General features: G+C 63.7%; 13 protein-coding genes and 3 pseudogenes. 10 read left to right on the forward strand and 6 right to left on the reverse strand.

Annotation, left to right across the window (positions count from 1 at the left end; all coding sequences use genetic code 11):
• Nucleotides 1-214: 214 nt before the first annotated feature.
• Nucleotides 215-913, reverse strand: coding sequence for a GntR family transcriptional regulator (locus tag ACQKQD_RS30950; protein ID WP_427510528.1), 699 nt, complete (start codon nucleotides 911-913; stop codon nucleotides 215-217).
• Between the two features lie 160 nt (nucleotides 914-1073).
• Here ACQKQD_RS30950 and ACQKQD_RS30955 point away from each other — a divergent pair, with 160 nt between their 5' ends.
• From ACQKQD_RS30955 to ACQKQD_RS30995, 9 genes and pseudogenes are all read left to right on the forward strand, one after another.
• Entirely contained in the window at nucleotides 1074-1811 is a 738-nt protein-coding gene (locus ACQKQD_RS30955; RefSeq protein ID WP_427510529.1) for an HAD family hydrolase, read from the forward strand.
• A 20-nt stretch (nucleotides 1812-1831) separates the two neighbouring features.
• A complete protein-coding gene (locus ACQKQD_RS30960; RefSeq protein WP_427510530.1) occupies nucleotides 1832-2710 on the forward strand; it encodes an amino acid ABC transporter substrate-binding protein in 879 nt (292 codons plus the stop codon).
• A 27-nt stretch (nucleotides 2711-2737) separates the two neighbouring features.
• A complete protein-coding gene (locus ACQKQD_RS30965; protein WP_427510531.1) occupies nucleotides 2738-3475 on the forward strand; it encodes an amino acid ABC transporter permease in 738 nt (245 codons plus the stop codon).
• A complete protein-coding gene (locus ACQKQD_RS30970; RefSeq protein WP_427510532.1) occupies nucleotides 3475-4131 on the forward strand; it encodes an amino acid ABC transporter permease in 657 nt (218 codons plus the stop codon). Before ACQKQD_RS30965 ends, ACQKQD_RS30970 begins: the two co-directional genes overlap by 1 nt.
• The gene (locus ACQKQD_RS30975; protein ID WP_427510533.1) at nucleotides 4128-4922 is read left to right on the forward strand and encodes an amino acid ABC transporter ATP-binding protein; all 795 of its coding nucleotides are present in this window, start codon (nucleotides 4128-4130) and stop codon (nucleotides 4920-4922) included. Before ACQKQD_RS30970 ends, ACQKQD_RS30975 begins: the two co-directional genes overlap by 4 nt.
• Before the next feature lie 13 nt (nucleotides 4923-4935).
• A complete protein-coding gene (locus ACQKQD_RS30980; protein WP_427510534.1) occupies nucleotides 4936-5934 on the forward strand; it encodes a threonine ammonia-lyase in 999 nt (332 codons plus the stop codon).
• A gap of 36 nt (nucleotides 5935-5970) precedes the next feature.
• Complete coding sequence (locus ACQKQD_RS30985) at nucleotides 5971-7188, forward strand: pyridoxal phosphate-dependent aminotransferase (RefSeq protein ID WP_427510535.1); 1218 nt, start codon at nucleotides 5971-5973, stop codon at nucleotides 7186-7188.
• 20 nt (nucleotides 7189-7208) lie between these two features.
• Nucleotides 7209-7619, forward strand: coding sequence for a RidA family protein (locus ACQKQD_RS30990; protein WP_427510567.1), 411 nt, complete (start codon nucleotides 7209-7211; stop codon nucleotides 7617-7619).
• A gap of 68 nt (nucleotides 7620-7687) precedes the next feature.
• A pseudogene (locus ACQKQD_RS30995) lies at nucleotides 7688-8014 on the forward strand (transposase); the annotation flags it as partial.
• Between the two features lie 251 nt (nucleotides 8015-8265).
• Here the strand turns inward: ACQKQD_RS30995 and ACQKQD_RS31000 are convergent.
• The 5 genes and pseudogenes from ACQKQD_RS31000 to ACQKQD_RS31020 all read right to left on the reverse strand — a co-directional run.
• Nucleotides 8266-8403: pseudogene (locus ACQKQD_RS31000) on the reverse strand (IS110 family transposase); the annotation flags it as partial.
• A pseudogene (locus ACQKQD_RS31005) lies at nucleotides 8403-8627 on the reverse strand (transposase); the annotation flags it as partial. The pseudogenes ACQKQD_RS31005 and ACQKQD_RS31000, both read right to left, overlap by 1 nt.
• Nucleotides 8628-8983: 356 nt before the next feature.
• Nucleotides 8984-9988, reverse strand: a complete 1005-nt coding sequence (locus tag ACQKQD_RS31010; RefSeq protein WP_427510536.1) for a diguanylate cyclase — start codon at nucleotides 9986-9988, stop codon at nucleotides 8984-8986.
• A gap of 522 nt (nucleotides 9989-10510) precedes the next feature.
• Nucleotides 10511-11542, reverse strand: a complete 1032-nt coding sequence (locus ACQKQD_RS31015) for an IS110 family transposase (RefSeq protein ID WP_427510537.1) — start codon at nucleotides 11540-11542, stop codon at nucleotides 10511-10513.
• A gap of 191 nt (nucleotides 11543-11733) precedes the next feature.
• A complete protein-coding gene (locus ACQKQD_RS31020; protein WP_427510538.1) occupies nucleotides 11734-12432 on the reverse strand; it encodes a glyoxalase superfamily protein in 699 nt (232 codons plus the stop codon).
• 815 nt (nucleotides 12433-13247) lie between these two features.
• Between ACQKQD_RS31020 and ACQKQD_RS31025 the strand changes: the two genes are divergently transcribed.
• Entirely contained in the window at nucleotides 13248-14732 is a 1485-nt protein-coding gene (locus tag ACQKQD_RS31025) for a methyl-accepting chemotaxis protein (protein WP_427510539.1), read from the forward strand.
• Nucleotides 14733-14879 lie beyond the last annotated feature (147 nt).

The following is a 14879-nucleotide window of genomic DNA, read 5'->3' on the forward strand; positions in this document are numbered from 1 at the left end:
GTGCTAACCTCACCCATGGACGCCTCCTGCAGTGGTGTTGCAACACCTCCACTCTGGCACATCGATGCCGTCAGGGGGCGTCCACCCCTACGCTTGTGGGATGCTCTGGTCGTCACCGGGGCGACCGGGTTGGGTTGGGCACGGAAGGTCCGCTTCCGATTTAAGCGCCAAGTATTGATTGTTACTTACTGATCATTTGCGCGGCGCACAGTTGTTACATTGATCGCTTCTTCAGCCGCCCAATCAAAAGCTGACCGGTATCCCAGATATGCTCGTGCAGGAGCTCGGTCGCCTGTTTGCTTGCTCCGACACGGCAGAGGCGTAGGATCTCATGATGTTGCTGCTGGGATTGCGACAGATGTGCGGTCTCCTCCCATGTCAGGCGGAGATAACGCTCGAAATTCAGGCGCAAGTTCTCAATCAAAGCCAGCGTCCGGGAGCGAGCCGCAGGCTCGTACAGAGTGCGATGAAACGCGGCATTCAGTGCAATAATCGTGTTGACTGTCCTGGCATCGTCGAGTTGCGTTAGGATCCTTTGAGCAGCATCGAAGCTAGATGGCTCAGGTGCAGAGAGCGCCCAGCCTAAAGCTTGTACTTCTAAAAGGGCACGTAGCTCCGTAATCTCGCGAGCTTCCTCAGCCGAAAGAGGCGCGACGCTGACGCCCCGGCGCGGCTCGGAGCGGAGAAATCCCTCTGCTTCCAGCTGCTTGAACGCCTCGCGTGCTGTGTTCTGGCTGACGCCGAACCGCGTCGCCACGGCGTCTTGTCTCATGCGACTGCCGCCTTCGATCACCCCGTGAACGATGTCGCTACGGAGCTGCGCGGCGATCGCTGCCGGTGCGGGTTGACCCGCGTGTAAAGCGGTTTCGGCAAGAAGCTCGTCTGAGCCGATGCGTCCGGTGTCGGTCGCCATACTCATTCCCATTCCTACGCTGTCTGCACTGCCGCAGGGCAGCACAGAACGCTACCCCTGACGGCATCAGAGCCCCGCGAACCGGGCTGCTCCGGCCGCCAGTTGACGGTTGTCATATTTTACTGATAATCGATAATCAGTTGAAACGAGCAGGACCGAGATGATGCAAGGCCTCAACCTCGACGATTTCGATGCCGTCACCTTCGACGTCTACGGGACGCTCATCGACTGGGAACCGTCGATCATCGCCTTTCTGAACGCCTGGGCCGATCGTCACGGCATCGCGGTGGAAGGACACGCGCTGCTAATGGCCTTCGACCGCGCCCGCGCTGCCATTCAGAAGGAGCGGCCCGCTCACCTCTACCCAGACGTGCTGCGCCGCTGCTTCGACCAGATCTGCGCCGAGTACGGTGTCGAGCCCGACGCACAGACCAGGGAGGCATTCGCCGAGAGCCCGAAGACATGGCCTGCCTACCAGGATAGCCACGAGGGCCTCATTGCCTTGCAGGCCCGGGCGAAGGTCGGGGCACTCAGCAACATCGACGAGGCATCCCTACGCGCCTCATCGGCAAAGATTGGGTTCACGTTCGATATCGTGGTCACCGCCGAACGCGTCGGCGCCTACAAGCCGGACTGGCTTCACTTTCACACCGCCATCGATGAGCTCGCTGCCCTGGGCATCGCCAAAGAGCGCATCTTGCACGTCGGCCAGAGCCTGCGCGCCGACGTAGTGCCCGCGAATAAGCTCGGTCTCACGAGCGCCTGGGTCCATCGTCCGGGACGCGAGCTCGGTCTGTCCGGCGATGGCGTGGAGGCGGCGAAACCCGATCTCACCGTGACGAGCCTCGCCGAATTGGTCGCCGCCCTGAGCGGCACGAACCCACGGTCCGCAGCCTGAGTCCGGTCGAGGAGAGCGCCATGATAAGCCCCCCCCGCTCTATCTTCGCCGCCCTGGTTCTCGCTTTCGGCCTCTGCGGGCCGATCCCGGCTTTCGCCCAGCAGGGCGACCCTGTCCTCGACCGGATTAAAGCCAACGGGGCCATCGCGATTGGGTATCGCGAGACCGCGAGCCCGTTCTCCTCCCTCGACGAGCGGCGCAACCCGGCCGGCTACTCGATCGACCTGTGCATGCGCGCGGTCGAGACCATCCGCGCCCACCTGAACACGCCGCAGCTCCCGATCAAGTGGATCCCCGTCAACCCGCAAAACCGCATTCCGCTGGTGACCAACGGCACGGTGGATTTGGAATGCGGTTCCACGGTGAACACCCTCGAACGTCAGAAGCAGGTCGATTTCAGCTACATCCCGTTCGCTGCCGCAACCCAGCTGCTGGTGAGGAAGGACGGCGGGATCCGCGAGGTCGAGGACCTCGACGGCAAGACGGTGGCTCTGCCCCTCGCGACCGCCCCCGAGCGGCTGGTGCGCGGCATCATCGAGCAGAAGAAGCTGAACGTCCGCGTCATGCCGGTGCGCGACAATGCGGAGGGCTTCCTTGCCCTCTCCACTGGACGAGCCGACGCCTACGCCACCGACAATGTTCTCCTCTACGGGCTGCGCAAGACTGCACGTGTGCCCGACGACTTCATCGTGGTCGGTCGCGCCCTCGATTACAGCCCATACGGCTTCATGGTGCAGAAGGGCAGCAGCGCCTTCCTCACCCTCGTGAATAGCGCGCTCGCCCGTGCCTTCCGCTCCGGTGAGGCCGACCAGCTCTTCGCGAAATGGTTCGGTCCGCTCGGATTTCCGAAAAGCGATCTCGTGACGGCGGCCTTCCAGGTGCAGTCGATCCCGGATTGAGGCCGCGCGACGCGGGAGGGCGCCGTCATGACCTACCAATGGGACTGGGCAATCCTTGTCCGAGAGCCGTTCCTCGACTGGTTGATCCGGGGCACGGGACTAACCCTCGCGATTGCCGGACTCGGCTGGTCGATCGCCCTGACGGTCGGGACCCTCGTCGGCATCGGCCGCACGGCCTCTTCGCGTTCGATCTGTGTTGCGAGCGCGATCTACGTGCAGGTCTTCCGCAACATCCCGCTGCTCGTGCAGATGTTCCTTTGGTATTTCGTGCTCCCGGAATTGCTGCCAACACCCTGGGGCCGCTGGCTCAAGCGCGACCTGCCCGCCCCCGAGTTCTGGACCGCCGTCGTCGCGCTCGGCCTGTTCACCGCCGCCCGCATCGCCGAGCAGGTCCGCTCCGGGATCCGCGCCGTACCTCAGGGCCAAACCCAGGCCGCCCTCGCCTCTGGCCTGACCCCGGTACAGGCGCTGCGCCTCGTCGTCCTACCGCAGTGCTTCCGGATCATTCTTCCGCCCCTGACGTCAGAGTTGTTGACCACCGTTAAGAATTCGTCGCTCGCCCTGACGATCGGCGTACTCGAACTCACGGCGCAGAGCCGGCAGATCGAGAGCAACACCTTTCACGGCTTCGAAGCATTCACTGCGGCGACCGTGATCTATCTGGCCATCGCGGTCGTCGTCAGGCTCGCCATGCGCCGGCTCGAGGCCGTTCGGCCCGCACCGCGGGCGAAGCGGGTGCCCACCCTAGCGCTGGGGAAGGCGTAATGCATGCGTTCGATTGGGGCGCGGTTCTGGCCGCCCTGCCCTTCCTCTGGGAAGGGATGCAGCTCAGCCTGCTATTGCTGGCCATCGGCATGATCGGCGGGACGGCGCTCGGTCTCCTCGTCGCGCTGGTGCGGCTGTTCGGACCGCGCATGCCGGCCACGATCGCGGCGGCGTATGTCGACGGGCTTCGGGCGATCCCACTCGTCCTCGTCCTGTTCTGGTTCTACTTCCTCGTCCCCCTGGCGATCGGCAGGCCGGTCGGGGCGCTACCCTCCGCCCTGATCGCCTTCGTGATCTTCGAGGCAGCCTACTATTCCGAAATCATCCGGGCCGGGATCAGCAGCGTCAGGATCGGCCAGTGGCAGGCTGCCCAAGCGCTCGGCATGACGCGCGGCCAGACGCTGCGCCTCATCGTCCTGCCCCAGGCGCTCCGCGCGATGCTGCCGGTCTTCGTCACGCAAGCGGTGATCCTGTTCCAGGATACCTCCCTCGTCTACGTCATTGGATTGCGCGATTTCATGACAGAGACCAGTATTTCCGCCGAGCATGAAGGTCGCTTGGTCGAGTTCTACGTCTTCGCCGCACTTGTTTACCTGATCGTCTGCTCGATCGGCACCGAACTCGCGCAGATGCTCCAGCGCAGGAGGTCCGTATGACCGCGAACGCATCTTCGGCCGGCGCAGCCAGCCCCTGCCCCGTGCCGGCGGAGATCCCAGTCCTGCGGATAGACGGGGTCGGGAAGAGCTATGACACCGTCCCGGTCCTGAGCGGATGTACCCTCGACGTGTGGCGGGGCCAAGTCGTCGTGATCTGCGGGCCTTCGGGCTCAGGCAAGAGTACCTTGATCAAGTGCGTCAACGGCCTCGTTCCGTTCGATGCCGGCCTGATCCTCTGCGACGGCGTCGACGTCGGGCGCGGGAGGCCAGGCGATCTCGTACGGCTGCGCACCCGTGTTGGCATGGTGTTCCAGAATTTCGAGCTCTACCCGCATCTGAGCGTGCTGGAGAACCTGTGCCTCGCGCCGGTCCATGTACTGGGCCGATCCCGCGCCGAGGCCGCCGAGCGGGCGCACGGTCTGCTCGCCCGTGTCGGGCTGCCCGATAAAGCCGACTCCCTGCCAAGCCAGCTCTCGGGAGGGCAACAGCAGCGCGTCGCCATCGCTCGTGCGCTGGCCATGGATCCCATCGCTCTACTGTTCGACGAGCCGACCTCAGCCCTCGATCCCGAGATGGTCGGAGAGGTGCTTGACGTGATGGTGGAGCTCGCGCGCGACGGCATGACCATGATGGTCGTGACCCACGAGATGGGCTTCGCCCGCAAGGTCGCCGACCGCGTCGTCTTCATGGTCGCAGGGCGCATCGTCGAAACCGGGACAGCCGAGGACTTCTTCAGCCAGCCCACGACGGAGCGGGCACGTGGCTTCCTGTCCCGCATCCTTTCCCATTGATGGACTTCGAGCGATGATTGACGTGCAGGATCTGCCGATCGCGGGCGACGTGCTCGACGCTGCCGGCCGCCTCTCGACGGCGGCAGTCGTGACACCGCTTCTGAACTCGCCAGATCTCGACGCCCGTCTCGGTGGCCGAGTGTGGATCAAGGCGGAGAACCTCCAGCGCACGGGGGCCTTCAAGTTCAGGGGGGCGTTCAATTGCCTGTCACGCCTCGACCCTCGACGCTTCCCCGGCGGCGTCGTCGCCTACTCGACCGGCAACCATGGGCAGGCGATCGCAACGGTGGCTCGGATGTTGGGCCTGCAAGCCACCATCGTGATGCCGATCGACGCCCCGGCGGTGAAGGTCGCCAAGGCCCGGCAGCAGGGCGCCAGAGTGGAACTTTACGACCGCCGCACCCAGAGTCGTGAGGACATCGCAACAGCAATCGCGGGGCAGTCCGCAGCGGCGATCATCCCGCCTGGCGACAATCGATACGTAGTCGCGGGCCAAGGTACTGCCGCGCTCGAAGCCCTCCGCCAAGCGGGAGGTCCCATCGACACCATCCTCGTTCCCTGCGGCGGTGGCGGCCTGACCGCGGGCACCTGCCTCGCCGTCGAGGCAGCCGGCAGCCCGGCTGTGGTCCAGCCCGTCGAGCCTGCTGACTTCGACGATACCCGCCGTTCGCTCCTCGCGCAGGCGCGCGTCACGAACGCTGCGGTCGACGGGTCGATCTGCGACTCTTTGCTGGCACGGTTGCCGGCCGAGCTTCCCTTCGCAGTGCACCGCCACAGGGTCGGTCCTGGACTCACGGCCACGGATCACGAGGTCCTCGTCGCCATGCGTGTGGCATTCGAGGAGTTCCGCGTCGTGCTCGAACCTGGCGGGGCTGTCGCGCTCGCTGCCGCGCTCGCCAACCCAGAGACGCTGCGCGGCCGCACGACACTGATCATCACATCCGGGGGGAACGTCGACGCGGACGTATTCACCCGGGCCTTCCTCCACGTCGACGATCGCAAGGCTGCCTGACGGCCACCCCCTCCAGCTACCACCGGATACCGAGATATGGACCCCATCGAAGCCAAGTTCGCGCGGCTGGGCACCACCGACGCGCCGGGCCAGGAACACCGGCAGGCGCCCACCAAGCTCGCGGGTATCATGCTCGGCGACAAGCTAGCAGGGGACCCAGTCGATTTTTCCCATGGCGACGTCGATGCGTTCGAGCCCTCGCCCGGTGCGTTCGACGGTTTCGTGGCCGGCATCGCGCAGGGTGGATCACAGGCCTACACCGAATACCTGGGCCGGGGCGACATCCGGTTTGAACTGGCCGAGAAGCTTGCCCGGTTTACCGGGACGCAGGTCGACGGGACGGACGGCCTAATCATCACGCCCGGTTCTCAAGGTGCCCTTTTTCTCGCTCTCGCCGCGAGCGTTGCACCAGGTGACTGTGTGAGCGTGGTTCAGCCGGACTATTTCGCCACCCGCAAGATCGTTGATTTTCTCGGCGGAGAAGTTGTGCCTGTGCGCCTCGACTACTCGCGTGGCGGAAACGGGGCGGGCCTCGACTTGTCCGGCCTGGAGGAAAGCTTCGCGACCGGTTCCCAGTTATTCGTGTTCTCGAACCCAAACAATCCGACCGGCGTCGTCTACTCCGAAACGGAGGTTCATCGGATTGCCGAGCTCGCAAGCCGCTACGGAGCGACGGTGATCGTCGACCAGCTCTATTCGCGCTTGTGCTACGCGGGGACGACCTACACCCACCTGTGTAAGCTGGCCGGTGATCCGCGAAACCTCGTGACGATTATGGGGCCGTCGAAGACGGAATCGTTGAGCGGTTACCGTCTGGGTGTCGCCTTCGGCAGCCCTCGTCTCATCGGCCGTATGGAGAAGCTGCAGGCGATCGTCTCGTTGCGCGCGGCCGGCTACAATCAGTCCGTTCTGCGCTCATGGTTCGCCGAGCCACCCGGCTGGATGGACGAGCGGATCGAGCAGCACCAAGCGATCCGGGATCACCTGCACCGCGTGCTCTCGGCGGTTGATGGCATCACGGTGCGCGTTTCCGAGGCCGGCAGCTACCTCTTCCCGCAGCTGCCACCGCTCATCGTATCGCCGATCGACTTCGTCCGGCTCCTGCGCGTTCAGGCCAACGTCATCGTGACCCCGGGTAGCGAGTTCGGACCACACAGCGCGGACAGCATACGCCTCAACTTCTCGCAAAATTACGATAAGACCGTGGATGCAGCGGAGCGCATCGTGAAGCTCGTCGAGCGCTACCGTCGATGACCGTGTCTCCCGCGCCCGGCATGCCCGCCCCTCAAGGGCGTTACGTCGTCGCGAAGCGGCGCGGCGACCTCGTCTTCACGGCCGGCATGACGCCCCGGCGGGCGGGGGCACTGATCCTCGAAGGCCCCGTGAGGTCGGGCGAGCCGCTGGAGCGATACCGGCCAGCGCTCATTCTAGCGTGCTCAAATGCATTGGACGCGATACGCAGTCTCGCTATGCCCGGGGAGTCCGTGCGTGAGATCATGTCGATGACCGTCTTCATAGCGGGCGACGGTGAGTTTCGGGCCCATTCGCAGCTAGCGGACTATGCATCTGAATATCTTTATCAGCAGCTTGGAGATGGCGGCACATGCACGCGCGCTGCAGTTGGGGTGAATACTCTTCCAAGTGGAGCTCCTGTTGAGTTACAGCTTGTTGGCGCAATATGTTAGCGCAGACGCTATTTCCGCAAGCGTGCTTAGAGCGCGGGACAAAACCGCATTGAGCGGGTTGGGCGAGCATGGATGCTCTCGTACCCGACGACTTGTGGGCGGTGATCGAGCCGCTTCTGCCGTTTGAGCCTGAGAAGCCGAAAGGCGGTCGGCCGCGCGCCTCGGATCGGGCGGCGCTGGCTGGCATCATCCTGGTTCTGCGCACGGGCATGCAGTGGAAGCACCTGCCGCGTTCTGAGGTGGGCTGCAGCGGCAAGACGAGTTGGCGGCGGCTCGGCACGTGGCAGGCAGCCGGTGTTTGGGCCGCCCTGCATCGCGTGATGCTGGAGCAGCTCCAGGATGCAGACGCGCTCGATTGGTCGCGCGCGGCCCTCGATAGTGCGAGCCTGCCAGCGAACGTATGGCCCGCCCCGTCCGCAAGTGGCTTGGATCCGCTGGTCTGTGCAGTCTGCATAAACGTATCCGGCCTTCTGGCGAGCCGTTAGCCAAGATGGAGATCCGCGCGTCCTGGGCCTCATAAAGGGGTCGGCGTCGAGCGCCATTTTTGCGGAGAGGCTTGCAGAACACCGGTCGACTGTCAGGCCATCTTCCTCTCACCGCCCGCAGACATCGGAAGGCCGGCGCGTCCGCGCCGGCCGAACTCGGATCAGGCAGTCACGGCCGCCGGCTCGTAGACGCGCCCGTGGCGCAGCAGCGCCCAGACGATGCGCGCCATCTTGGCCGCCAGGGCGACCACCGCCGTATTGACGTGCGACCGCGCCAGCAGCCCGCGCAGCCACTGCCCATCTTCAGGTTGAGCCAGCCCAGCCGGGTGTCGAGGCTGCGCTCGCGATGGCCGTTGCGGTAGGTGCTGCGCTCGCCCGACCGCTCGTAGCGCCCGGCCCCGATCAGCCCGTCCACGTCGGCCTCCATCAGGATCTGCAGGACCGTCTCGGCGATCGAGCGCAGGAAGTTGCCGTCATCGGCCTTCTGCAGCGCCTCGATCAGTGCCACTCTGTCGTCGGTCATCGGGGTTACCTCGGCTCGGGTTGAAGTCCGCAAACTCCACCTTAGCCGCCGGCCCCGATGGCCACCCCAATCCCCACCCAAACGGGCCCGGAAATTACACCTCGTCCAAGGACGCTACCCGGACTTCCGCCCTGAGCGGCCCTCCCGCTAGCGACCCAAGCGAGCCGTTGCACCTGCTACATTCAGATCCGGAAAGCGGACGCTCAGCAATTCTTATGCGTCGGCGTCTGCCTCGCCCGCATTGCTCGCCAACGTCAGTATAACCAGTTGCGCCCGCTTGTGGTGTGGCTACGTTAGTTATCGTAGTAGATCTGCACTCACGTGACCATGCAGTATCAAATCTGTGCAATTTTACATCACGTGGCAGTGCCAAAAGCCGTTTCTAGGTTGTTAAATAAGGTGCAACGTCCCTTTCCTGAAATTTTGGAAGCATATAGTGCTCGATCAGCCCGGAGCATCATCTCTGGAAGTCCCCCTGAGAATTCAATACCACTTATCTCAATACCTATGCTGACGCCAATATTCGCAGACACGCCATCACCAATGCAGTAAGGTAACGCAATTGCTTCTATGATCCGCTCGCCGAGCTGATACGCTTCCTGGCGATCGGTCCGCCCGGTGAGCACCAGGAATTCGTCGCCTCCGAGGCGACTGACCGTATCATGCCGCCCGACTGTTTCACGGAGGCGCCGTGCAACCTCGCGGAGAACCTTGTCTCCAGCCGCATGACCGAGGCGGTCGTTCACCTGCTTGAAGCCGTCGAGATCGAGATAGAACAGGGTCCGGCGCTGTGCTGCAGTGCTTAGGGCGTCGAACGCCTCCTCAAGCCCTCGGCGATTGACGAGCCCCGTCAGGGGATCGGTCACGGATTGGCGACGGCTCTCTACCTCGCCACGTATCGCCTGGATTGTCGCCATCCGGTGCTGGCTCAAGATGCTCCAATTCATAAAGACGAACATGAGCGTCTGAGTCAGTATGAGGGGGAGGAACTCCGGATGATCGATTGAGAAGGCAATCTTATAGCTAAGATCTATTATCAACACCTGCATCATGGCATAGCGGCGAGCCGTGAAATTCCGGCCGATGATCCCACCAATTGATGCGAGACCAGATGCAAGCGCGACGATCGACATAGCCACGTCCGCCATCGTGACGACAAGCGCGATGGTCGCGCCTTGCAAGCTCGCCCAGAGCAGTCCAGTGGCGAAGATGGGACCGGACGGCGTGTTCGTGCGCCGCAACAGCGTGACACGCACGCCAAGCAGGAGCAGGTCTGCGAGTGCAATGGCGGCGAAGGCGAGGTGGCCAGAGCGAAGGTAGGCGACTGTGGCTACGGCAATCGTGTTGATGGCCCCTGCCACGAGTGGAGGTATTGATGTGAAGAAGTATGACCTCAAGCGCTGCTGAATCACATCCGGTAGGTCGGAGCCGACGTTACCGATCCATCTCAGAAGCGGGGCTTGTGGCGCAAGATACATGGCAACAAATCGACTTATGAGTTTCCATACCTGTAGAAATTCTATCCTTATTGTATAAAGTAATTCTTAAGGAGATTTGATAAATGCAATACGATTGATGTCTGTTTTCGTAAATTGTTGACCAAAAGCAGACTGACCGTTTTCCATCTGTGGACGCCCCCTGGAACGCAAGTGGCTTTTGATGGGTAGGCACGATGTCGGTTGCTGCCATCTGTCCGGCCTCTGCTGCAGCCGTGGGCTGCGGGCCCGTATGGGAGTTCGCGGACCGGAACCAAGTCACCCAAGGCGTGCTCGCTGGCACGGTGGAAAGCACTGGTTCTTCCGGCCCCGTCTCGCCGACTGTTGTGCCATACCCTCCTTCGACCGACCTCGCGTCCCCGACAGCCTCTGACGCCGACCCCGGCTCTACGCCGTGGCCACCGCCGGAGCTCGGTAGCTTCCGCCCTTCGCTAGAAGGGCCCAGACGATACGCGCCATTTTGTTGGCCAGCGCCACCGTCACCAGCATGCGCGGCTTTCGCGCCAGCATCTGTTTCAACCACGATCCTTCAGGCGCTCCGCGTCGCGACGCCTGATGCACCACCGCGCTGCTGCCGATGATGAGCAGGCGTCGCAACGTGCGTTCGCCCATCTTCGAGATTGCGCCAAGTTTCTGCTTGCCACCCGTCGACCTTTGCAGGGGGGCAAGGCCGAGCCATGCGGCGAAGTCCCATCCCTTGGCGAAGGTCTCGGCCACAGGAGCCAGAGCAATCAGTGCCGTTGCGGTAATGGGGCCGATGCCGGGGATGGTCATCAGCCGACGAGCCGTTTCGTCGTCTCGAGCTCGGCGGGCAATCTCCCGGTCGAGTTCGGCGATGCGATCATCCAGGTCCGCCAGGAGGTCCAGCATCACCCGGAACATCGCGACAGCGGCAGGCGGAAGCAAGGAACCCATCTCGTCCTCCAGAAGATCGCCCAGCATCGCCATGTGGGACGGGCCCTTCGGTGCGACCCAGCCATACTCGGTCAGGTGCCCGCGGACGGCGTTGATGAGCTGGGTGCGCTGCCGGACCAGAAGGTCGCGGGTCCGGAAGAGGAGAGCCGAGGCCTGCTGCTCCTCGCTCTTGACGGCGACGAAGCGCATCGTCGGACGCTGCGCCGCCTCGCAGATCGCCTCGGCATCGACGGCATCGTTCTTGTGGCGCTTCACGAACGGCTTGACGTAGGTTGGCGGGATCAGCCGAACCTCATGGCCCAGTGCCATCAGTTCGCGGGCCCAGTGATGCGCACCGCCGCAGGCCTCGAGAGCCACCAGGCAGGGCGGCTGGGCTGCGAAGAAGCCCAGAAGCTTTGCTCGGCTCAACCGCTTGCTGAAGACGCCCTGCCCACGCGCATCCGCACCATGGGCGTGAAACACGTTCTTCGCGATGTCCAAGCCGATCGTGGTAACCTGGGCCACGGACGTCTCCCTCGATTGGTGCTCAACACCACCACTCTGGCACAGCGATGCCGCCGAGGGGGGCGTCCACCCCATCACCCTAATCCGTCGTCGCGATAGCGACCGAGGCGGTCGTGTCCGCTTCTTGATAGTGGCCATCGGCACTGGCGGATCGGCTTGGCGCTGTATCCGCCAAGCCGAAAGTGTGAGTTTTATGCGACGGCTGCGAAATCAAGGTTCGTCGGGGCGGCTCGCTGTGGGGTAGGATCATCAGTCACTTCGATCGATGCATCCACTTCTGCAAAGCGGAACCGCCGCGCCCAGACGCTACCGTCGCCTCGAAGATAGAACCCGAAGTGAATTGATCGGGCATCGGGAGGGACATCGAGAACGATAGACCTATCCTGCCACTCAACAGTGCCGGTGAGTGGCCCTTCGCTCTGGCGTTCCTCCATGTTGTCGAAGGCTAGGGCACGGGTCTTGTTGCCGTCGATCCGTAGCCAGATCGTGGCCGCACCTGTCACCGCATCTGCCTTGAGCTCAGCTTGGAGTTGAAGACGTTTGCCCCGGTAGGCATCTGCCCGGAAGCGCTGCATCAGCGTTCCGAAGCCAGATCTACGATTGCCCGGCATCGGCTCGGCATCATTGCCGCTGTAACGGATGACCGCGCAGCCTTTCTCAGGATCCAGCCCCATCTCGTAATCATGGCCGCGCGTGCCACCAACGTTCCAACCCTCCGGCATCCGCAGGGGCGGCCGGTCGAGCCGGGCCGCAAGTGTGTTCCAGTCGCGCCAACCCAACTGGCGGGCTACGAATTCCAAGCTGTCGCTGTGGGTTATCTCGATACGCCGCTCAGCGAGCGCTTGGCGAAGGTTCTTCGCCATCGCCTTCGGGTCACGGGGGATATGCATGCGTCCGATCCTTGAACCGGGCGATCGCGGATATCGGGGCTCGCGTTGCCGACGGGACCGCCCAGAAGGTCAGACCTGTTCGAGCGCATGAGTGCATTCACCAGACCTTGCGGCGCGAGCGGCAGGCTGCACTGACCGCAGCCAGAAAAGCGTCGGTAGGAGCCGCTGTCAAGCCGAGCGTGGCCGGTGTAGTTGAGTTGCGAGCTGCTGGGGCAGCGAGGTCCGCTCACATCGGGTTGTCTCCCGAAACCGGACAGGCGGGAAACCACCTCAAGCGGTCGATCCGCAATCGACCCATGCCAGCCGTCCGGAAAGTAGGTGGTGCTTCCCGAAAGCGGTCACTCCTCGGCCGACTGACAACTTCGGCTCGGAAAGGGAAGGCAGTCGCTCACCCCAATTACGCCGAGCGGCATACCCCCTCTTCAATGGGTTCTGAACTTTTGCTCGATCAGAGGCCCATTTGCGACGAAAAGCACAAACCACACCAATTCAACTTTGATTTAAATCTGTCAGACAACAATCAACCTACGATATGGATCAATCTCTACAGAAATCCTCAAATTCGCTTTTAAGGCGATCTGACTATAATGACACACTTACTAGATGAATTCGCCTTATCACGCATCTCATCTGATTGAAACTATACTGAGGTCAAAATCTACGGAGGGGTAGATTGGCGGACCTTAATCGCACATTTACTATTGTGCGCAATCTTCATGTCCGGAAACAATATACATTCTCGGTCGACGCTTTCGAAGCACAGCGTTCTTCGAAGCGCATCGCTACAAAGATTATAATCAGCTTCGGGGGAAGCCATGTTCGTTATTGGGGGCGCACGTAGGGATATTTCATTCACACTCGACGCCCTAAGTCGCTCCCATGCAGTCATCGAGTTCGAGCCGGACGGCACCATCATCACGGCCAACGCCAATTTCCTGACGATGATGGGCTACGCCCTGCCCGACATCCAGGGACAGCGCCACGCCCTGTTCGTGGAGGCGGCGCACCGGGAGACACCCGCGTACCACGCCTTCTGGGACGCCCTGCGGCAGGGCACCTGCCAGGTGGCCGAGTTCAAGCGGATCGCCCGGGGCGGCCGCCACGTCTGGGTCCAGGCGAGCTACAACCCGGTGCTCGACCGCGCCGGGCGCGTCGTGAAGGTCGTCAAGTGCGCGTCGGACATCACGGCGCAGAAGCTGCTGATGCTCGACTATGCCGGACAGATCGCGGCGCTGCACCGGTCGCAGGCGGTGATCGCGTTCGATCCGGGGGGCACGATCCTGGAGGCCAACGGCAACTTCCTCGAGACGATGGGCTATCGCCTGGAGGAGATCCGGGGCCAGCACCACGGCGTGTTCGTGGACCCGGCCGAGCGGTCGTCCGCCGGCTACCGGGCGTTCTGGGAGGGCCTGGGCCGGGGCGAGTTCGCGGGCGGCGAGTTCCGCCGCATCGCCAAGGGCGGCCGCGAGGTCTGGCTCCAGGCGACCTACAACCCGATCCTCGATGCCAGCGGCTGCGTCCTGAAGGTGGTCAAGTTCGCCGCCGACATCACCGCGCAGGTCCAGGAGCGCCACCGGCGCATCGCGGCGCAGCGCGCGATCGGCGCCGATCTCGACGCGATCGGCACCGCCGTCGAGGGCGCCAGCCGCCGGACCGCGGAGGCCGTCGACCTCGCCGGGCGGGTGTCCGGCGACATCCAGAGCGTGGCCTCGGGCGCCGAGGAACTGTCGGCCTCGGTGGGGGAGATCAGCCAGCAGGTCAGCCACGCCGCGCGGATGGCCGGGGAGGCCGTCGAGCAGGCCCGGCACACCAGCACGATCGTCGAGGGCCTGAGCGGGCAGGCCGCGCAGATCGGCGACGTCGTGACCATGATCCAGGGCATCGCGGCCCAGACCAATCTGCTCGCGCTCAACGCCACGATCGAGGCGGCCCGGGCGGGCCTCGCCGGCAAGGGCTTCGCGGTCGTGGCCTCGGAGGTGAAGGCGCTGGCCGAGCAGACCGCCAAGGCCACGGATCAGATCCGCGACCAGATCACCACGACGCAGGCCACCACGCGCGAGGCGGTGGCGGCGATCGGCTCGATCCAGGGCACGATCCGGGCGCTCGACGAGATCTCGGCGGCGATCGCGGCCGCCGTCGAGGAGCAGTCGGCGGTGACCCAGGAGATCTCCGGCAGCATGCACACGGCCGCGCGCGGAGTCGGCACCATCGCGGGCGGCATGACGGCGATCGCGCGGGCCAACGAGCAGGTCGACGCAGCGACCCGCCAGGTTCGGGAAGCAGCTCGCGCGATCGGCTGACTCCTGCGATCCGGGCCGTCGCTTCGCTCGGTGATTTCGTCCGAGCGCCACCCATCATCGGAGCGAATGGCGACCGCATCCCGTCTGCCGCATCCAGGCCGTCGGGCTGGTGCGGACGAGTCGGCGCGGAGGTCAAACGCCTCCTCT

It is taken from the genome of Methylobacterium sp. NPDC080182 (assembly GCF_050281105.1).
Classification (GTDB): domain Bacteria; phylum Pseudomonadota; class Alphaproteobacteria; order Rhizobiales; family Beijerinckiaceae; genus Methylobacterium.